Consider the following 20714-nt stretch of genomic DNA (forward strand, 5'->3'; position numbering starts at 1 on the left):
ATGTGAAATGAATTATTTTCAATTTTACTGTGAAATTAACTTAATGTTATCTGTTAATATGTTTAATATTAAGTTAAATATAATGAAATAAATATTTTACTAAATATTGAAGTGATTTCTATAATTAACCTTAAAGTTGTTGTTAAATATACTATATGATTAAATAAAATATTAGTGGATTTTATATATTAAGAAATAATAAACCTTAAATATTCTTTATAAGTTATTGATGTATCTGAATATAATTTTAAGTTTTTATTGTGATTTGTGTCACAAATAAACCTTATTTTTTCAATTAAAGTATTTCTTTAGATTTATATCTTTAATAAATTTATACTATAAAATTCAGTGTGTTTTTTTAATTTAAGCGTGTGATAATTTGAGATATGAAAGATTGGCAATGTAAGTATTGTAACGGTTACATTATGGTTAATCATTCAAAGATTAGCGTAGGAGAAAAAGTTTACTTTTTGGTATATAAATTTGATGCAAAGAATGAAAGGAAAAAATTCTATAAAAAGGGAATTGTGATTGCACGTCACGATAATATACTTCACATTGAATCACGTAAAAAAACTTATAAGATCGAGCAAATTAAAGTCTATCCATTAGGCGCCCCAATGCCTTTCGTTTACAACATGTTTTGGATTTGTGGATGTCCTTGTACTCTACAAAACTAATTTCTTAAATTTAAATGATGGCAAGTTATTTTATAGATTGAACTGGATTAATCATCAGATCCATTTTTGTCTTTTGCTTTTACCGATAAGAACTATAGCTTGATAAAAGTGGCTCATAACATATAACAAAACTCCTGTTATTTATTTGACAAAACAAAGACGTGCTCTTATAAACCTCAAGTAAAGTTGAGGTCAATTGTGATGAGTGAAAATAAAAAAGCTGACCCTAGTCGCGTTTTGACTGTGGGTGAAGTTGCAAAAAGGAGCGGGGTTCCTGTTTCAACCCTTCATTTTTATGAAGCAAAAGGCCTTATAAAAAGTATAAGAACGAATGGTAATCAACGTCGTTATCCCTTAATTATTTTAAGATATATTGCGATTATTAAAGTTGCTCAAAGAGTAGGTATTCCTTTAAATGAGATTAAAGAAGCTTTGAGTCAGTATCCGATTGGTAGCAAATTAACAGCTAAGCAATGGAAAGATTTATCGAGTCATTGGCGAGAAAATTTGGATGATCGAATTCAAAAATTAACTCGATTAAGAGATGAAATGGACTGGTGCATTGGCTGTGGTTGTTTATCATTAGAGCAATGTCCATTAAGAAATCCTGAAGATATTTTAGGACAAGACGGATCAGGGGCCCGAATTTTAGAAAGACCTGAATAGAATAGTTCAAAAATGGCTTTTAATTGGGAATATCTTAATTTCCAATAAATTAAATTTATTTTTCTAGAACATTCAAGTGAGTTTTTTATTGTAAACAAGTCATATGAAACATGAATTTTTTTGATATCTTTAGTTTTTTTAGTAAGAAGCAAAAAATTATGAAAAAAACTATCTTTCTTGGCTTAGCGCTTGTTTCGTTAACGGCTTGTTCGTCTGTACAACATAAAGATTCAACTCCACCAAAAATTGGTTCACCAAACCCAGCTAGTCAATATTGTGTTGAACAAGGTGGGAAATTAGAAATTAGAAATGAAGCAAATGGTCAGGTGGGGTATTGTCATTTACCAAATGGCCAAGTTGTTGAAGAATGGAAATTATTCCGTGATAATCAAGCGAACTGTGTAGCAGAAGAAGCTCAAAAATTAGTGGGGCAATCTGGTCTTACTGATGATCAAATTAAACAAAAAACTAAATCAGAAATTGTGCGCACAGTAGCTCCAGGTCAACCAATGACAATGGATTATCGTACAAACCGAGTTACAGTTACTATTGATCCTGCTTCTAAGAAAATTACTCAGGCAACTTGTGGTTAATTTGTTTAATTAAAGTTTGCTAAACCAAATCTTGAAGTAAAAAAGCCTGCTGAAATGCCGGCTTTTTTTATGACTTTAATTTTGGGAATAATGAATGACTGGATACTCTTTTTGTTGAGGCAGTTGTTGCAAAGCCTGATTAATTTTGATGAGAAAAATATCAACTTTATCTTGGCTTGGATTGTTGGTGTTGTATGAAGCTCTTTCTTGATAGTTAATTCCACATCCAATAATTTTCATATTTGCGGGATTAAAGCTCCAGTTATTTTTATTTTTGATCGAGATATCTAAATCACTATCACATTCTTTCCAGAGTTTTAAAAATTGATTGGAATATACAGCGGGAGCTTCTTGTGCTCGGTAGGCTGTAAATCCTTGCATTTCAGAGTTAGCAAATTGAAGGAGATGATTGGTGGGCATTCCTCCCCAAAGCATAGCGCTATCTTTTGGTAACTTTATTCCTGTTATATGTTCTTCTTTAAGGGGGGCAGTTTGCTCATCTTTCTGTTTGGACTTTTGAGATTTATAAACTAGTTTTGTTCCAACAGGAACTGTTACGCCTTTGATTTGAGTGATTTGTGTTGTATAGAAATAAGGCGAAGTATCACGGTTACAGCCTGTCGGGTTATAACAGCCAATACAACCACTTAACAATAAAACCGGAAAACTTAAAATACTTAATTTGAAAATTCGATTCATTTTTCTTGTCTTTAATTATGTCTAGAAATTTAATATATCAGCATTTAAATCAATAATAAAAAAAGCCCCTAGCGGACTAGAGGCAGAAAAACATCAGATGCAAGAACAGGTGAATTATGCATCTGAGTTAAGTAGGTTGTATCAAACCATGTAAAGCACTTTACCAGCAAAAATGAATAAAAATAGGGAGGTGCGACTAATGGCTAATGTTTCGTGGTCGTTTCTTAAGCACCTATAAACTCAGATTTAATTTCTATTCTGAGCACTAATTTTTAAATTCCATAAATTTTTTAGATTCAATTTTTTAAAAAAATATGGGATGAATCTTATCTTTAATTATGTAAATGAAATTAATATTTGATTTATATGAATTTTTATTGAGTTAAAGAATTTAAAGGGAAAGACTATTCTTTTTGTTGTATATCGTATACGATATATGAAGAATGATTAAGCAGCTATTAATCCCATTCCATAACTTTTGAGATGGATTAACTCGAAAGTACGACTACCCAGAGTTTTATTTGTATTACTGAGGAATAATTATGAGTAATATCTTCACAGGATGTATCCCGGCGCTAATGACTCCATGTACTCCTAACCGTGAGCCAGATTTTGACGCGCTTGTGAAAAAAGGGCATGAGCTGATTGAAGCTGGCATGAGTGCGGTAGTGTATTGTGGTTCTATGGGTGATTGGCCTTTACTAACCGAAGCTCAACGCCAAGAAGGTGTAGCACGACTTGTTGCTGCTGGCATTCCAACAATTGTTGGTACTGGTGCAGTTAATTCAAAAGAAGCAGTTTCTCATGCAGCTCATGCAGAAAAGGTAGGTGCACAAGGGCTTATGGTTATTCCACGTGTACTATCACGCGGGGCATCACCAGCTGCACAAAAAGCTCACTTTTCTGCCATTTTAAAAGCAGCTCCAAGCTTACCTTCGGTGATTTACAATAGCCCATATTATGGATTTGCAACTCGTGCAGATTTATTTTTTGAATTACGCCGTGAGTTTCCAAACTTAATTGGTTTTAAAGAGTTTGGTGGCGCTGCCGATATGCGTTACGCAGCTGAGTTCATTACTTCACAAGATGATTCAGTTACCTTAATGGCTGGTGTAGACACTCAAGTTTTCCATGGCTTCGTCAATTGTAATGCAACCGGTGCGATTACAGGGATTGGTAATGCTTTACCTAAAGAAGTTTTACTGTTGGTTGACCTTAGTAAGAAAGCTGCAGCAGGTGATGCAAAAGCCCGTCGCTTAGCACAAGAGTTATCAAGTGCATTAGAAGTTTTATCTTCTTTTGACGAAGGAACGGATCTTGTTCTTTACTATAAATACTTAATGGTACTTAACGGTGATAAAGAATATACCTTACACTTTAATGAGACTGATGCATTGAGCGAATCGCAACGTAAATATGTTGAAACTCAGTATGAGTTATTCCGTACGTGGTACCGTAACTGGTCAGCTGAAATCTAAGTAAGTATTCATAAAAAAGAGGCTAACAATTCAGCCTCTTTTTTTATTTCTATGGATTACTTTTTGGTCAGAACAATAACGCATAGGAAAATGAGAATTAAACCTAAATAACTATGCATTGTTAAACTTTCACCCACTACAACAACTGCTAATAATGCTGCAACTGGAATTTCCACCAAAGCTAGTGTCATAGCTTGACTTGCGGGAATTCGTTTAAGACCAAAGCTAAAAAATAAATAGCCTAAAAACATAGGAACAATCGGAATATAAATCGCAACCCAAATGTTAGTTGGGTAAACAAAAAGGTTTTGTGCCGTAATGAATAATGTAGGTAGTAACAGCACTGCAGAGATACCAAAAATCACTCCCATGGCAGCTCTTGAGTCGACATCTTGGCGAATTAGGTTTCTCATTATCCAAGAATATGTTGCATAGCTCAGGCTAGAGAGTAAGCCAAAAAATACCCCTAAAATACGATCAGATTGTACGATTTGATGCTGCGCATGATCACCGGCATAAGAGAGTAAAATAATTCCTAAAAAACCGAGAATAAAACTGATGAGCCATTTTAAAGAAAGTTTTCGTTTATCTAAAATCCATTCTAAAAGCACTGAAAACAAAGGCGCACAACCAATAGAAATTACTGTGCCAATAGAAACACCAGCCAAAGAGACAGATGAATAAAATGCAAATGGACAAAGAATTGAAACAATGACCGCAATAAAAACTTGGGATTTATAGTTAAATAGTTTTTGGTAATTTTTTTTAATGGCTTTTAAGCTTAAAAATGTATGAATTAATCCACCGAAGCCCACAGAAATGGTAGCAATTACAAGTGGACTAATGCCTTTTGCAAAAGATGCCGCTGTACCTGCTGTACCCCATAGAAAAGCAGCAAATAGTACAGATAAGAAACCCGTATAATAATTCAGAGAAAATTTTGCTTCTGTTGGCGTACTCATATGAAGTGACTCAAACTTTAAAAGTTTTATGCAGCATGATTTTTACAAGATAAAAAATTTATCTTGCAGGCAATAACTCAGCTAAATGGATAGGAATCTTTTTGACAGTTGCCCATCAAGAGAACAGGGTAGTATGCTGCTATTTATTATGATTTGCTTGGTTAGATACAATAAAATGATGACGATTTCAGCATAGTCTAATAATAGTTTTGTGAATTAAATGGTATAAAGTATACTTTAGCTATTAATGCAGTTAAAAATTATTAGCTCTAATAAATAGAGAAAATGAGTTTTAGCAGCATTGAATTAAAGGTAAGCCGTGCCGAAAATAATGCTTGAAAAGCAATGATTTCATTATGGCGGATGAATAAAAATTATCATCCTTTTATTTGTGTCATATTTTGAGGTTAAGAGAATATTCGTGACGCTACCATCTTTTAATGTATCAAATCTTGGTGCAATGCCTTCGGTATCTGAAGTTATTGTCAAATATATTAGAGAAGCAATTATTGCAGGACATATTGCTGAAGGCGAACCGATTCGTCAGGATGAAATTGCCAAACTTTTTAATGTCAGCAAAATTCCTGTACGTGAAGCCTTAAAGCAACTTGAAGCTGAAGGCTTAGTTGAGTTTATAAAAAATCGTGGCGCAATTGTGACCCGCATCTCTGAAGAAGAGTTGGCACAGATTTTTGAAGTCCGAGTGATGTTGGAAACGAAGCTGATTCAGCTTGCCGTGCCGAATATGACGGAAGAAACTTATAAAAAGGCAGATGAAATTTGTAATGCCTTTATCGATAACATGGATATTGGAAGCTGGACCACACTCAATTGGCAGTTACATGCATGCATTTATGAACCGGCACAACGGCCTTATATGCTCGGATTAATTCGTTCTATTTACGATAAAATTGAGCGCTATTTAAGATTGCAGATGAATGTTTCAGAAGGCAAATCACGTGCAAATGATGAACACAAAGAAATCGTGAAAGCCTGCAAAGCCAAAGATGTTGATTTAGCGGTTAAATTAATTGAAGAGCATATTAATGGTGTTTGCCAATCACTTTATGAACATCTACCTCACCATAAAAATGTGAAAAAATAAGCGCTCCATTCTTAATCATTTCAGCGTTATTTGAATTAGGCCACTGGCCTAATTTTTTTGTCTTTAGTTTAGGTGAAGCAAGTTTTCACTATGCTGATTTCGTCATGGATTCATAAGAAAACGATCAAGCTTGCTGTTTTGAGATCAGTCATCCTAGAAAAAAATGTAAGGATACTTCTATGAAAACAGTAAAAATTTTGGACTCTCATACTGGTGGTGAACCAACACGATTAGTGCTTGAAGGTTTTCCTGATTTAGGCACAGGAGATATGGAAAGCCGCCGAAAAATATTATCAGAACAATATGACCATTTCCGTAGAGCAACTATGTTAGAGCCGCGCGGTAATGATGTTCTGGTTGGCGCATTATTGTGTAAGCCAATGAATCCCAAAGCGAGCGCGGGCGTTATCTTCTTTAATAACACGGGCTACCTAGGCATGTGTGGTCATGGCACGATTGGTTTAGTGGCTTCGTTAGCACATTTGGGAAAAATACAAGTAGGTACGCATTTAATTGAAACGCCAGTAGGTGATGTTGAGGCGACATTGCATGAAGATCATTCAGTTAGCGTGAGAAATGTACCAGCATATCGTTATAAAAAAGCGGTCGAAGTTGATGTTGAAAAGTATGGAAAAGTTACTGGTGATATTGCATGGGGCGGAAACTGGTTCTTCTTGATTAATGACCATGGTCAACATGTTGCAAGTGATAATTTAGATCAACTGACTGACTATGCGTGGACAGTCAGACAAGCGCTTACGGCACAAGGAATAACTGGTAAAGATGGACAAGAAATTGATCATATTGAATTATTTGCAAGTGACGCCGAAGCGGACAGTAAAAATTTCGTACTTTGCCCAGGCAAGGCCTATGACCGTTCACCATGTGGAACTGGAACCAGTGCAAAAATTGCTTGCTTAGCTGCGGATGGCAAACTTGAGCCAGGAAAGTTATGGAAACAAGCCAGTATTATCGGTAGCCAGTTTATTGCCTCTTATGAGCAAGCTGGGGAATATGTTATTCCAACCATTCGTGGTGAAGCTTACATGAGTGCCGAAGCAACTTTATTTATGGATGAAAATGACCCATTTGCTTGGGGTATTCAGCTATGAGAACCGATGCCATCGTCATTGGGGCAGGCATTGTAGGTGCGGCATGTGCTTATGAATTAGCTCGGCAAGGGTTAAATGTGCAAGTTTTGGATGCTCGTATCGGTGGTGCAACAGCTGCGGGCATGGGGCATTTGGTCATTATGGATGACTTGGAAGCTGAATTAAAACTTAGCCATTGGTCAGTTCAGTTATGGCATGAATTAGGGCACGAGCTTTCGGAAGAATGTGCCTATCGCCAAACGCCAACTTTATGGCTGGCAAGTAGCCCTGAAGAAATGCAGATTGCCGAAGAAAAATATCAACGTCTGACGGCACAAGGTGTCCGTTGCCAACTTCGAAATGCAGAAGAAATCCGTCAGCTTGAACCTCACTTAAAGCATAGTCTTTACGGTGGGTTAGAAGTTTTTGATGATGGCATTTTATATGCACCCTGTGCTGCTGAATGGTTGTTAAAACAATTCCCGAAAAAGACTCAGGTTCAACAAGCTAAAGTTATTCATATTGAAGAAAATCGGGTTCAGTTAAGTGATGGAACATGGCTCGAAGCAGCACATATTGTTTTGGCTAACGGCATTCATGCGACAGATTTTTTTCCAGAGTTACCGATTGAACCTAAAAAAGGTCATTTGGCTATTACCGATCGTTATCCCGAATTAAATGTAAAACATACGTTAGTGGCTTTGGCTTATGCAGCCAGCACTCAAGCGACAAGTGGAATTTCGGTCGCTTGTAATATCCAACCTAGACCGACAGGTCAGCTATTTATAGGGTCATCTCGTCAGTTCAATACGGTTGATCCGACTGTAGAGCCAGAAGTGTTTACGCGGGTGCTTAAAGAGGCTGCTGATTATTTTCCAGCTTTGGCTGATCTTAATATTATTCGGGCATGGACTGGTTTTCGTGCAGCCACTCCAGATGGTATTCCAGTAATTGGACGACATCCTGCGTTTGAATCGGTTTATTTAGCAGTAGGTCATGAAGGATTAGGTGTAACCACAGCAACAGGGACAGCAAAGCTTATTGCTTCACACGTGTGTGGGTTAACTTTTGATATAGATCCTGAACCTTTTTTACCTCATCGTTTTATAGGAGCTGCATAGATGATTCAGCTTTTTATTAACGGCCAATCGGTTTCTGTGATTGAAGGTACGAGTGTTGCTGCTGCTTTAGCACAAGCGAAGTCTTACAGCCGTTTGTCTGTGTATGGTGAAAAACGTACTCCATTTTGTGGAATGGGAGTTTGTCAGGAATGCCGTGTCAATATTAATGGACTCAGAGTGCTTGCTTGTCAGACGCTGTGCCAGCAAGACATGAAGGTGGAAACACAATAATGGAAAAACAATACGAAGTGGTGGTTGTAGGGGCAGGCCCTGCGGGGTTATCAGCTGCTATTGCAGCCGCCGAGAGTGGTGGGCGAATTTTAATATTGGATAATAACCCACAGGCGGGTGGTCAAATCTGGCGTGTTGGACCGATTTTTCCTGTGCCTGAAATGGCGCAGCAGAAATATCAGCAAATCCAGGCTTATCCTAATATTGAATTTATGTTTGGTGCCAAGATTGTCGCTGCACCTTTTGTAGGCCAATTGCTCGTTGAGCGATCTCATGACAGCCTAAATTTGTCTTATCGTCAGCTTATATTGTGTATGGGTGCAAGAGAACTATTTTTACCTTTTCCCGGGTGGACCTTATCTGGAGTAACGGGTGCAGGTGGTTTACAAGCTTTAATTAAAGCAGGTACACCTGTAAAAAATGAACGTGTTGTGATTGCTGGTTCCGGACCATTACTCCTAGCAAGTGCGGACACAGCAAAAAAAGCAGAAGCTCAAGTTCTCTATGTTGCTGAACAGGCAGCTTCATCTTCCGTTCGTAAATTTGCACTACAACTTTGGCGCTGGCCTGCGAAAATAATACAGGCGTTATCTTTACCTTATCGTCTATATCACCCTGACAGTTATGTGATTGAAGCGATTGGTCAGGAGCGTCTTGAACGAGTAAGACTACAAACGCCGAAAGGAATTGTTGAAATTGAGTGTGATCGACTCGCTTGTGGGTTTGGTTTAGTACCGAATACTCAATTAGGGCAGTTAATGGGGTGTCAAATTAAGGACAATGCGATTGCGGTCGATGACTATCAACGTACATCACAGCCACAGGTGTGGGCAGCAGGTGAGTGTACAGGCTTTGGCGGAAGTGAGCTGGCGATGGTCGAAGGTAGCATCGCAGGTTATGCAGCTATAGGCCAAAATGAAAAAGCCAGTCAATTATTTGCTCACAGACAACGGTATCGTTTATTTGCACATTTACTTGAGAAAAGCTTCAAGTTACGTGCTGAGTTAAAAACGCTTGCACGCCCAGAAACTATTTTTTGTCGATGTGAAGATGTGACTTTTGATAAGGTTGCCGAGCGTAGTAGTTGGATTGATGCAAAACTACATACACGTTGTGGAATGGGAGCATGTCAGGGAAGCACTTGTGCAACAGCCGCCGCCTGCCTATTTGATTGGCAGCTACCTAACTCTCGACCGCCATTACTTCCTACCCGTGTAAAAAGCCTCATGGCGATGTCTACTTCTCCTTTAAATCAAAAATGAAATGTTCTAGAGTAGACAAGTTATTACTTTGCCCGCTCTAGCTCATGACTTTGGTTCAAATTCCGAAACTAACCACAACTTTGGAAGATTTCTTAAAAAATCTGGAAAGTATTGAACCATTATTTGATGCTTTATCTTCGGTGGTATTTTTCATCAAAAATACTGAAGCACGCTATGTATTTGTCAATCAAACATTGGTAAATCGCTGTGGTCTAAAAGATAAAACTGCGTTACTTGGAAAGACCTCGGAAGAAGTCTTTCCTCACTCTCTTGGAAAAATATATACATCTCAAGACTTGCAAGTCATTCGCCGTGGTAAAAAGTTAACAGAGCAATTAGAACTGCATTTATATGCAAAGAACCAGTCGGGCTGGTGTTTGACTTATAAAGAACCTTTATTTGATGCGGATGGAAAGTTAGTAGGAATAGCGGGTATTTCTAATGATTTAAATGTGCCTGAAAATACACATCCTGCTTTTTATAAAATGGTTCAGGTTGAGGAATATATTAAAAAGAATTATGCCGAAACGATTACGTTGGCACACTTGACCACAATTGCTGGTGTGTCGGTTGCTCAGCTCGAACGCTATTGTAAAAAAATATACCATTTAACGCCGCGGCAAATGATTAGCAAAATTCGTCTTCAGGTCGCCACTGAATTATTGGCCACAGATTTACCGATTACTCAAATTGGTTTGCGCTGTGGTTATACCGACCATAGTGCTTTTTGTCGTCAGTTTAAGTTGCATACAGGCATGTCGCCTACTTTGTATCGTGCCTCTACCAAAAATATTTAGATGAAAAAAATGGGTTGTATAGGACAACCCAAAATCATCGTTAAGCAAATAATGTATATTTTAAAGATTAATCTTTAAAAGCAAGTGATCGGCCTTTGGTTTCTTTCACCAGCAAAATCGAGACTATAGAGATCAGACTTGCGGCAACCAAATATAAAGAAATTGGAACCGAACTATTAAATTCTTTGAGTAAGGTTAAGGCAATTAATGGAGCGAGTGAACCTGCCATAATGGGTGCGACTTGATAACAAAATGAAAGCGCCGTATAGCGAATGTGAGTTGGAAATAACTCAGTCATTAAAGCAGAGTAAGGCGAGTAGGTCATCGACTCAATAAATAAACCAAGCACAATCGCTAACATGATGAGCCAGTTATTGCCTGTATCCATTAAAGGAAAGCCGACAAAGCCCCAAAATGCAGTGAGTACAGCTCCAATAAGGTAAATTGGTTTACGGCCAAATATATCGCTTAAATGCCCCATAACAGGAATAATAAAGAAATGGATCAGGTGAGCGCCGAACATAAGCAGTAAGATCTGCGAAGTATCTTTATGGACGACCAACTTTAAATAACTGATCGAAAAAGTAACCACCATATAATACAAAATGTTTTCTGCGAATCGGGCACCGATACCCGCAATAACAGATTTCTTATGATATTTTAAAACTTCAATAATCCCGAGTTGTTGCTTTTCAAGAAGCTGTTGTTTGGCCTGTGCTTCTTTAAACACCTCGGCATCGTCTACATTTTTTCGTATCCATAATCCAATTAGTACCACGACCGCCGAAAACCAGAATGCACAGCGCCATCCCCAATCTAGGAATTGTTCGGGTGAGAGGTTTTTTGAAAGTAATAATAAAACCAGTGTTGCCACTAAATTCCCGAGCGGTACACCAGTTTGTGGCCAGCTTGCCCAATAACCTCTGCGATCATCTGGACTGTGCTCTGAAACCAAAATAACTGCGCCACCCCATTCACCACCAAAAGCAAAGCCTTGAATTAGACGTAGCATGACCAAAAGTGTAGGCGCCCAATAGCCAATTTGATGAAAGGTCGGAATACAGCCCATTAAAAAAGTAGTGATACCGACAATAATCAGGCTAATTTGCAATAATTTCTTACGACCAATTTTATCGCCGTAATGGCCAAACACGAGGCCACCAATCGGTCTTGCTAAAAAGCCAACAGCATAGAGGGCAAATGCTGCCAAAATACCATCTATAGCATTGCCCGTTTGTTGAAAGAAAAGTTCGCCAAAGACAAGGGCAGAAGCGGTGCCATAAAGGAAAAATTCATACCATTCAGCTACGGAGCCGACCATAGAGGCCGCTACAACCTTTTTTAGTGTTGTCGTCATATACCAATATCCTTATTTAAAAATATGTTACGCAATGATTTGTTTGAGCATCTTGCTATTCATTTTTTGCACTTTTTTATTTGAATAATGTGCGGTTACTTTGTGAGGTTTTGATCTAAATAAAAAGGAGTTCATCACTTGGATAAACTCCTTTAAAAATATTAAAGAGTAGCTTTACTCATTTCACCATTGACTAAGCGCGCAATACCAAGCGGATTGGCATTTTGAAGGGCGAGTGGCAATAAGTGATCTGGATAGTTTTGGTAGCATACTGGACGTAAATAACGCTCGATTGCCAAGGTTCCTACCGATGTACCACGTGCATCTGAAGTTGCAGGATATGGCCCGCCGTGAACCATGGCATCACAGACTTCCACGCCTGTTGGATAACCATTTAGAAGTAAACGTCCTGCTTTTTCTTCAAGTAATGGAATAAGGGTAGAGAAGTTCTCAAAATCTTGCAGCTCGGCAATTAATGATGCGGTAAGCTGACCACGAAGTCCGTTTAACGCTAGAGCAAGTTGCTCTGCCGATTCAACCTCAATCACAATCGTCGTTGGGCCGAATACTTCTTCTTGAAGTAATTCATCCTGTTCTAGTAAAAGAGATACATCAGCTTTAAAGAGCTGAGGATAGGCTTGGTGGCCTTGTTGTGGTTGACCCGCTAAATGCTCAATTTTATTATGTGCGAGTAATTCTTTAAGACCATGCTCATAGCTTCTTAAAGTACCTTTGTTAAGCATAGTTTGTGGCGGTTGCTGAGCCATTGCAGCTTTGAACTGATCAAGAAATTGGCTAAATTCAGATGATTTAATTCCAATAATTAAACCCGGATTGGTACAGAACTGACCGCAGCCTAAAACCACTGAACCACTAAGTTCGGTCGCAATTTTATCACCACGCACTTTTAGAGCTTCGGGTAATAAAATCATTGGGTTAATGCTCGACATTTCGGCAAAAACAGGAATAGGTTCAGGACGTGCAGCAGCTAAATCGCATAGAGCTCGACCACCTTTGAGTGAACCTGTAAATCCAACAGCTTTAATTGCTGGATGTTTTACCAGTGGCTCACCGACACCTTGACCATAAATCATGCTAAAGATGCCTTTTGGCATAGCGCATTTCTCAATTGCACTACAAATCGCATTTGCAATGGATTCGGCGGTTGCCATGTGACCGCTATGAGCCTTCACAATAACTGGACATCCAGCCGCAAGTGCTGAAGCGGTATCGCCACCAGCAGTAGAAAAGGCAAGAGGGAAATTACTCGCGCCAAATACAGCAACTGGTCCAACACCGATTTTATATTGACGTAAATCTGGACGTGGAAGTGGCTGGCGCTCAGGCAAAGCCAAATCAATACGGGCACCTAAATAGTCACCACGGCGTAACACTTGAGCAAATAGGCGTAATTGACCTGTGGTCCGCCCACGTTCACCGCGAATACGCGCTTCCGGCAAAGCAGTTTCTTGACAGACTGTTGCAATAAACTGGTCATCAAGCGCATCAATTTCACTGGCAATTGTTTCTAGAAAAACAGCGCGTTGTTCTGGCGTAGTTTGTCTAAAAGCCGGATAAGCCAATGCAGCTGCTTGAGCTGCCTGATCAATTTCTTCAGGAGTTGCTTGAGCAAACTGATAGGGTAATGCTTCATCTGTTGCAGCATCGTAGCTTAATACAAACTTACTGCCTGCACTTGAACGTTGACCTGCAATAAAATTTTGACCAGTAATATTTAACATTATCAACCTCACTTGAGAGTGAACGTCAAAAGTGGTTCTTCTGACGTTGGAGAGTTATCAAAGCGAAGGTTTTACATTTGAGAATATTGTATTTTGTATACGGTATTAATCAAAAGAAAACCTTAACTTATATGTGTTTAAGCAAACGATCACTAAGCTTCATCGTCATTTTTAATCAGTGCTTTTGGTAAACCTGAGCGTATACCCCAGTAGTAGCAACCAAGAGAAATCACCATGACGAATAATGTGTCGAAAGGCGCTGCTAATAGGTGTGTTGCACCGTCACCGAAGCTGCCAAGGTAAGAGGCAAGAATCATTAAAATGTAGTAAACAAGGAGCCACGCTGATGACTTTAACTGTTGGGCAAGGCTGACTTCTTGGGTTGGCACATAGCGTTTGAAAATGACATAGAGTGCAAACAACACGATTTGTGCGCCTAATAACCATGAAATGACATTCCAGCCAGACCAATACACAATAAAAGAAGCAATCACGAAGGCAAGTGGGCCAAGAACAGTAAAGCCTTTTACATAGAATGGACGTTCAAGCTCAGGAGCATTACGACGTAAGGCACCCACCGTGACAGGAGCTAGGGCATAACTTAAAACTAACGCTGCCGAAACGACAGAAATTAATTTATCCCAAGATGGAAACGGCATAGTCCAAAATACTGAAAGTGCAAACGTTAACCATAATGCATAACGTGGAATGCCAGATTTTGGATCTACACGAGTAAAAATACGGAAGAACGTATTACTGTTCGACCATGCGTAAATTACACGTGGAGTTGCAGCCATATAGATATTGCCGCAGCCAGACGGAGAGATAATAGCATCTGAAACAACTAACAGTGCTAACCATCCCCACCCTAATAACATGGCAATGTCGCGGTAAGGTAATGGGAACTTGTCACTGAGTCCTGACCAACCATTTGCTAACATATCGGTAGGTACAGCACCCAAGAAAGCAACTTGCAGCACGACATAAATAATCGTTGCTAAAACGACAGATAAGATGAGTGCAAAAGGAATGGTAAATTGAGGACGCTTTACTTCACTTGCGACTGAAATAATTGGCGTTAAACCTAAGTACGCAAAAATAATACCGCCAGCAGAGACGGCACCTTGTACGCCGTGAGCACCCATTGGGGCAAACTCGGTCATTGAAAAGTTTGCCGGTTTAAAGTGATAGAGAAGTGCAACCATCACTAAAACTGGAACCGCAAACTTCAATGCACTAATGAGGTTGTTGGCAATTGCAAAGGTTTTTACGCTGTAATAATTCAAAGCAAAAAATACGCATAAAAGTGCAAACTGAAACAACCATCCAATGGTAGTTGGAGATCGGACACCATCATTTACGGCGGTAAGAGAAGGGAACCATGCTGCTGCATATTCGCGGGCAGCGACGACTTCAATTGCAATTAAACTTGAAAAGGCAATGACGGTCACAGAACCCAGTAAGTATCCTTGTAATGGGCCATGTGAAAATACGGGATAACGGATAATACCGCCTGCTCGGGGTAAGGCTGCGCCTAACTCACAATAAATAATTCCCAGAATTAAAACGGCAAAGCCCCCAATAATCCATGACAATATACCCGCAGGGCCGGCTTGAGAGGCCACGTGACTTGCTGAAAATAACCATCCTGAACCGAAAATGGCGCCTAAGCCAATGAATGTAAGATCCATTAGAGATAACTGTTTTTTAAACTGACTTGTCATTACGTTTTCCTTAACGACAGAACTATTGTTCTTTCATATATCGTATACGATATATGGTTGTTGGTAAATAGGGGATTTTTTATTCTATTTATTAGCAATGGATGATTTAAATGTTATGTAAATATTTGTTTTTAATTAATTTTAAATGGTTTAAATTTCAAGTAAATAACTTTAAAACCAAATTTTTTTTTATAAAAATTGGCCAAGGTCTGTGATTTTATTTGCTCAAAAGAACAATTCTTCAATATTGGTTGAGTCATTTACCATTTAAATTAATGGAAAATTCCATTTTTTGAAAAGACTGTATTAGTAATTGATTGTGTTGTTTATAGGCGATGAACCATTTATTTTCAGTGCTTTATAGATAGCTTAATGATAATTTTAGAGTTATCCGAAAGGACACAATAATGACGAACATACGAATAATAATGAATCGAAGGTAGGACCACGTGTTTATTAGTGTATTTGATCTTTTTAAAATAGGTATCGGCCCATCTAGCTCCCATACAGTTGGACCAATGCGTGCGGCATACAGTTTTGTGGATGATTTATTGAAGCAAAGCGATTTACAAGCAACAGCTAGAGTTCAGGTGAAGTTATACGGTTCGCTGTCGGCAACCGGTGTCGGTCATGCGACGGACAAGGCTGTTCTGTTAGGTTTAATGGGCTTTGACCCTGAACATATTGATACTCAAGTAAGTACAAGCTTGATTGAAGATGTTCTTGAAAATAAGGCAATCCAGCTTAATCAACAAAAGACTATTTCTTTTGACTATAAGCATGATGTGCTTTTTTTAGATGAATCTTTGCCTTATCACCCCAATGCAATGGAACTGATTGCGTATAACGAGGCTAAAGAAATTTTATATGCAGAAACTTACTATTCGGTGGGTGGCGGTTTTATTGTTAGCCAAAGGCAATTAGCAACAACTCAAACTGAAACTAACGACGTTAAGGTTCCATATCCGTTTCACAGTGCGGCTGAACTTTTAAGCTTATGTAAGACTCATCATTTATCAATAAGTGAGTTAATGCTTGAAAATGAAAAAAGCTGGCGTAGTGAAACTGAGATTCGCAGCAAGATTATGGAAATCTGGAAAGTGATGCAGCAATGTATTCATAACGGATTAATTAATGAAGGCATATTACCGGGCGGTTTAAACGTAAAACGTCGAGCTAAAAAAATTCACGATAAGTTATTAAATAAGAAAAACTCAAACCTGATTGTGACGACTTTTCATGCGATGGAATGGGTCAATTTATTTGCCTTAGCGGTAAATGAAGAAAATGCTGCTGGCGGTCGAGTAGTGACGGCACCTACAAATGGGGCCGCAGGAATTATTCCGGCGGTTTTATATTACTACGTGACTTTTTCTAAAGACTTTTCCGAAGATAAAGTGGTTCGCTTTTTTCTAAGTGCGGCAGCCGTTGGCATTTTATGTAAACTCAATGCTTCTATTTCTGGTGCAGAAGTAGGATGTCAGGGAGAAGTCGGCTCGGCATGTGCGATGGCTTCGGCAGGTTTAGCCGAGATTTTAGGAGCATCGCCTGAACAGGTGGAACATGCAGCTGAAATTGGGCTTGAACATAATTTAGGGTTAACGTGTGACCCGATTGGTGGTTTGGTTCAGGTGCCTTGTATTGAACGAAATGCAATTGCCGCTGTAAAAGCCATTAACGCAGCCCAAATGGCACTTCATGATGACGATGAACACTTTGTCACCCTAGATAAAGTGATTCAGACCATGAAAGAAACAGGCAAAGATATGTCTGAGAAATATAAAGAGACTTCAAAAGGTGGTCTCGCTGTTAACGCCATTGAGTGCTAAAAAAATGAGATGGGGACGAGGTGACCCCATCTCAATTTAAACATTAAGCCTCGCGAGCAACTAAAGTTAAAATGTCGTAAGTTGCGACAAGTTCACCACGTTGGTTTTTGACTTTAATATCCCATACCACAACGCCATGCGCAGGCTGAGATGGGTCTTTTTGTGGTTTAGGTGTTTTTTGCTTACAGGTCAGTTCAACCTGAATGGAGTCACCGATTTTAACCGGTTCAACAAAGCGTAAGTTGTCCATACCATAATTGGCAATCACAGGACCTTGTGCTGCATCTACAAATAGACCTGCTGCGGCAGACACAATAAAGTAACCGTGTGCCACACGCTCTCCAAAGAAAGACTCGGCCGCGGCGATTTTGTCGGTATGCGCATAGAAATAGTCACCGCTTAAACACGCGAAATTGACAATATCTGCTTCGGTGACTGTACGACGCGCCGTTAATAAACGTTCACCAATCACTAACTCATCAAAAGACTTTTTAAATGGATGTACACGGTCTTCATTAACTTTTGAGCCAGCAGTCCATGAGTGGGTAATTTGCGTCAGACTATTTGGAGAGCCTTGAATTGCAGTGCGTTGCATGTAGTGTTTAACCGCGCGAATACCACCTAGCTCTTCACCGCCACCTGCACGACCAGGGCCGCCGTGTACTAAATGTGGAAGTGGTGAACCATGTCCTGTACTTTCTTTTGCTGACTCTGCATCGAGTACATGCACACGACCATGCCAAGGCGCAATTTTTTGAATAATCTGCTCAATATTCTCATCGTTATTTTTAACGACAGAAGCCACTAGGCTACCTTCACCACGTGAAACAAGGTCAGCTAGTTCTTCAATGTTTTGATATGGCATGAGTGTACATACCGGACCGAAAGCTTCCGTGGTATGAACATTCGTCGCTTGTAAAGGCTGTTCGCACACCAATAAAGTTGGAGCGAAAAAAGCACCTTTTTCAGGATGGTCTGCATTAAATGTAAAGCTATCATTGCCACCAAAAACAATTTTTGCGTCTTTGCTGAGTTCGGCAACTTTTTCTGCAACGTCATGTTTTTGTTTAATGCTCGCTAAAGCACCCATGGTGGTTTCTTCTTTTTGAGGATCACCCACCACAACTTTAGCAAGTTTGGCAGTTAGCTTTTCTTGCACAGTTGCTAACAAATTTTCAGGAACGAAAGCACGACGAATTGCAGTACATTTTTGACCTGCTTTGGTGGTCATTTCACGGAAGACTTCACGCACAAATAAATCGACAGTTTCTTCATTTGCCTCAGGGCTTAAAATTGCGCTGTTTACCGAGTCGGCTTCCATGCTAAATGGAATCGAATATTTATTGAGGTGAGGGTGATTACGCAGTTTTTGACCTGTATAAGCAGAACCTGTAAAAGTCACGCAGTCTTGAGGGCCTAAGTGGTCGAACAAGTCATAAGTCTGACCGCAAATGAGTTGTAGCGAGCCTTTTGGTAATACATGTGCCTCTTCAATCGCTTTTACAACCGCTTGAGTTAATTGGGCCCCATCGGTTGCAGGTTTAACAATACATGGCACACCTGCAAGTAAAGTTGGTGCAATCTTTTCAAGCATTCCCCAAATTGGAAAGTTAAAAGCATTAATGTGAACGGCAACACCTGCTTTAGGACTTAAAATGTGCTTAGCACCGAAAGTTCCATTTTTAGATAATTGAATCCAGCTGTCTTCAGTAATAATTTTTTCGTCATTGAGTTCACGACGAACCAGACTTGAATAAGCAAATAATGTCTGGATACCGCCTTCAATATCAATCCACGCATCTTTACGAGTTGCGCCTGTTGCATACGCAAGTTTGTAAAACTCTTCCTTACGTTCAAGTAAATATTGGGCAATTTGTTTTAAAGCATTAGCGCGTTGATGAAACGTCCAGTTAGACAGTTCTGAACCATTTTGTTTGGCATATTGAACAACACGTTTCATATCTATGCCATGACTACTTACGGCATAAATCGATTCACCTGTAATAGCATGATAAACAGGGCGCAGTTCTTCACTCGTCGAATGCCATGTTCCATAGACATAAGAAGCAAGATGAGGCAGTTGATGCTCAGACTGCTGAAAATCTGTGTCAGTTGAGGTTCCTTCTAGGTGTGCTTGTTCAAGCATGACCAAACTCCTTTTTTATTTGATACATCAATTATAAAAATTGCAAAAATATGATTCATAATTTCAGATTAATTTGTCTAAAAGTCAACTTTATTTTGATTTGAAAACGTAAAAAGATTTTTTATTTTTAATTAATATTTATTAATTTCAAATATTTAATTCTTATTTATTTGTTGGATTTAATTTGATACTAAAAAAGTGATTGACTTTGTTTTTAGTGTATCGAAAAATAGATTTAAAGGTGATGCCTACAGGGAATGAAAGAATGGAAAACAATTACCAGAAATTTGAACAAAATATTGCCAATGAAATTACGATCGAGGCTAAGGATCAAATGCCCGATGCCTACCGCAAAACATTGATTCGTCAAATCGGGCAACATGGCCATTCTGAAATTGTAGGTATGTTGCCTGAAGGAAACTGGATTACACGTGCGCCAACTTTAAAACGTAAAGCAGTTTTACTCGCGAAAGTACAAGATGAAGCGGGTCATGGTTTATATCTGTATAGCGCGGCAGAAACCTTAGGTGCTGACCGTGATGACATGATGGAAAAGTTGATTAATGGGAAAATGAAATACTCATCAATCTTTAACTATCCAACTTTGACTTGGGCAGATGTCGCTGCAATTGGTTGGCTTGTCGATGGGGCAGCCATTGTGAACCAAGTTGCGCTTTGCCGTACTTCATATGGGCCATATGCACGTGCGATGGTACGTATTTGTAAAGAAGAAAGTTTCCACCAACGTCAAGGTTTTGAAGCCATGATGGCTTTGGCAAACGGTACACCAGAACAAAAACAGATGGCACAAGATGCAGTGAATCGTTTCTGGTGGCCAGCACTGATGATGTTTGGCCCAAGTGATGAGCATTCTCCAAACAGCGCACAAAGCATGGCATGGAAAATCAAACGTTTTAGTAACGATGAATTACGTCAAAAGTTTGTCGATAACACCGTACCGCAAGTGTTGCAACTTGGCTTGGAAGTACCGGACCCAGATTTAAAGTTCAATGAAGAAACAGGCCACTATGAGTTTGGCGAGATTGACTGGCACGAATTTAATGAAGTGATTGCCGGACGTGGACCATGTAATCACGAGCGTATCGAAGCACGCCGTAAAGCATGGGAAAACGGCAAATGGGTTCGTGATGCAGCAGTAGTCTACGCGAAAAAACAGCAGCTTGAAGCGAACAAAGTGGCTTAACAAGATTTATGGAAAAATTTGAGGAAA

Annotated in this window: 18 protein-coding genes; 12 read left to right on the forward strand and 6 right to left on the reverse strand. The window is 39.2% G+C overall.

The window, feature by feature from the left end; translation table 11 throughout:
• Positions 1-386: 386 nt before the first annotated feature.
• The 3 genes from RMA94_RS11220 (at position 387) to RMA94_RS11230 (ending at position 1939) form a co-directional block, all read left to right on the forward strand.
• A complete protein-coding gene (locus RMA94_RS11220; RefSeq protein ID WP_005304072.1) occupies positions 387-680 on the forward strand; it encodes a hypothetical protein in 294 nt (97 codons plus the stop codon).
• Between the two features lie 198 nt (positions 681-878).
• On the forward strand, positions 879-1346 hold the full coding sequence (soxR, locus tag RMA94_RS11225; RefSeq protein WP_081399172.1) for a redox-sensitive transcriptional activator SoxR: 468 nt from the start codon (positions 879-881) through the stop codon (positions 1344-1346).
• Between the two features lie 158 nt (positions 1347-1504).
• Entirely contained in the window at positions 1505-1939 is a 435-nt protein-coding gene (locus RMA94_RS11230; protein WP_013198272.1) for an I78 family peptidase inhibitor, read from the forward strand.
• Between the two features lie 75 nt (positions 1940-2014).
• On the opposite strand, the gene RMA94_RS11235 is transcribed toward RMA94_RS11230, so the two are convergent.
• The gene (locus RMA94_RS11235; protein ID WP_311082938.1) at positions 2015-2638 is read right to left on the reverse strand and encodes a hypothetical protein; all 624 of its coding nucleotides are present in this window, start codon (positions 2636-2638) and stop codon (positions 2015-2017) included.
• A gap of 542 nt (positions 2639-3180) precedes the next feature.
• Here RMA94_RS11235 and RMA94_RS11240 point away from each other — a divergent pair.
• Positions 3181-4116: a dihydrodipicolinate synthase family protein gene (locus tag RMA94_RS11240; protein ID WP_013198270.1), complete on the forward strand. Its 936-nt coding sequence runs from the start codon at positions 3181-3183 to the stop codon at positions 4114-4116.
• 56 nt (positions 4117-4172) lie between these two features.
• Here RMA94_RS11240 and RMA94_RS11245 read toward each other — a convergent pair whose 3' ends face one another.
• The gene (locus RMA94_RS11245) at positions 4173-5078 is read right to left on the reverse strand and encodes a DMT family transporter (protein ID WP_013198269.1); all 906 of its coding nucleotides are present in this window, start codon (positions 5076-5078) and stop codon (positions 4173-4175) included.
• 421 nt (positions 5079-5499) lie between these two features.
• Here RMA94_RS11245 and RMA94_RS11250 point away from each other — a divergent pair, with 421 nt between their 5' ends.
• The 6 genes from RMA94_RS11250 to RMA94_RS11275 all read left to right on the forward strand — a co-directional run bounded on the left by RMA94_RS11250 (position 5500) and on the right by RMA94_RS11275 (position 10685).
• A complete protein-coding gene (locus RMA94_RS11250; RefSeq protein WP_311082939.1) occupies positions 5500-6183 on the forward strand; it encodes a GntR family transcriptional regulator in 684 nt (227 codons plus the stop codon).
• 179 nt (positions 6184-6362) lie between these two features.
• On the forward strand, positions 6363-7295 hold the full coding sequence (locus tag RMA94_RS11255) for a 4-hydroxyproline epimerase (protein WP_192833584.1): 933 nt from the start codon (positions 6363-6365) through the stop codon (positions 7293-7295).
• Positions 7292-8395, forward strand: a complete 1104-nt coding sequence (locus RMA94_RS11260; protein ID WP_311082941.1) for an FAD-dependent oxidoreductase — start codon at positions 7292-7294, stop codon at positions 8393-8395. Before RMA94_RS11255 ends, RMA94_RS11260 begins: the two co-directional genes overlap by 4 nt.
• A complete protein-coding gene (locus tag RMA94_RS11265) occupies positions 8396-8626 on the forward strand; it encodes a (2Fe-2S)-binding protein (protein WP_311082943.1) in 231 nt (76 codons plus the stop codon).
• Positions 8626-9888 carry an FAD/NAD(P)-binding oxidoreductase gene (locus RMA94_RS11270; protein ID WP_311082944.1) on the forward strand — a complete coding sequence of 421 codons (1263 nt, stop codon included), beginning with the start codon at positions 8626-8628 and terminating at the stop codon, positions 9886-9888. Before RMA94_RS11265 ends, RMA94_RS11270 begins: the two co-directional genes overlap by 1 nt.
• A 44-nt stretch (positions 9889-9932) precedes the next feature.
• Complete coding sequence (locus RMA94_RS11275; RefSeq protein ID WP_311082946.1) at positions 9933-10685, forward strand: AraC family transcriptional regulator; 753 nt, start codon at positions 9933-9935, stop codon at positions 10683-10685.
• A 67-nt stretch (positions 10686-10752) separates the two neighbouring features.
• Here the strand turns inward: RMA94_RS11275 and abaF are convergent, their stop codons facing one another.
• From abaF to RMA94_RS11290, 3 genes are all read right to left on the reverse strand, one after another.
• Positions 10753-12042: a fosfomycin efflux MFS transporter AbaF gene (abaF, locus tag RMA94_RS11280; protein WP_005304099.1), complete on the reverse strand. Its 1290-nt coding sequence runs from the start codon at positions 12040-12042 to the stop codon at positions 10753-10755.
• 161 nt (positions 12043-12203) lie between these two features.
• Entirely contained in the window at positions 12204-13784 is a 1581-nt protein-coding gene (locus RMA94_RS11285) for an aldehyde dehydrogenase (NADP(+)) (RefSeq protein WP_130172857.1), read from the reverse strand.
• Between the two features lie 152 nt (positions 13785-13936).
• Positions 13937-15508: an APC family permease gene (locus RMA94_RS11290; protein WP_311082949.1), complete on the reverse strand. Its 1572-nt coding sequence runs from the start codon at positions 15506-15508 to the stop codon at positions 13937-13939.
• A gap of 449 nt (positions 15509-15957) precedes the next feature.
• Between RMA94_RS11290 and RMA94_RS11295 the strand changes: the two genes are divergently transcribed.
• On the forward strand, positions 15958-17337 hold the full coding sequence (locus RMA94_RS11295) for an L-serine ammonia-lyase (protein ID WP_311082951.1): 1380 nt from the start codon (positions 15958-15960) through the stop codon (positions 17335-17337).
• Between the two features lie 43 nt (positions 17338-17380).
• Here RMA94_RS11295 and paaZ read toward each other — a convergent pair whose 3' ends face one another.
• Entirely contained in the window at positions 17381-19483 is a 2103-nt protein-coding gene (paaZ, locus tag RMA94_RS11300; RefSeq protein ID WP_311082953.1) for a phenylacetic acid degradation bifunctional protein PaaZ, read from the reverse strand.
• Positions 19484-19748: 265 nt separating this feature from the next.
• Here paaZ and paaA point away from each other — a divergent pair, with 265 nt between their 5' ends.
• Positions 19749-20687, forward strand: a complete 939-nt coding sequence (paaA, locus tag RMA94_RS11305) for a 1,2-phenylacetyl-CoA epoxidase subunit PaaA (RefSeq protein ID WP_000431128.1) — start codon at positions 19749-19751, stop codon at positions 20685-20687.
• Positions 20688-20714: the final 27 nt, after the last annotated feature.

The sequence above is a fragment of the Acinetobacter sp. V115_6 genome, from assembly GCF_031799025.1.
Lineage (GTDB): Bacteria > Pseudomonadota > Gammaproteobacteria > Pseudomonadales > Moraxellaceae > Acinetobacter > Acinetobacter pittii.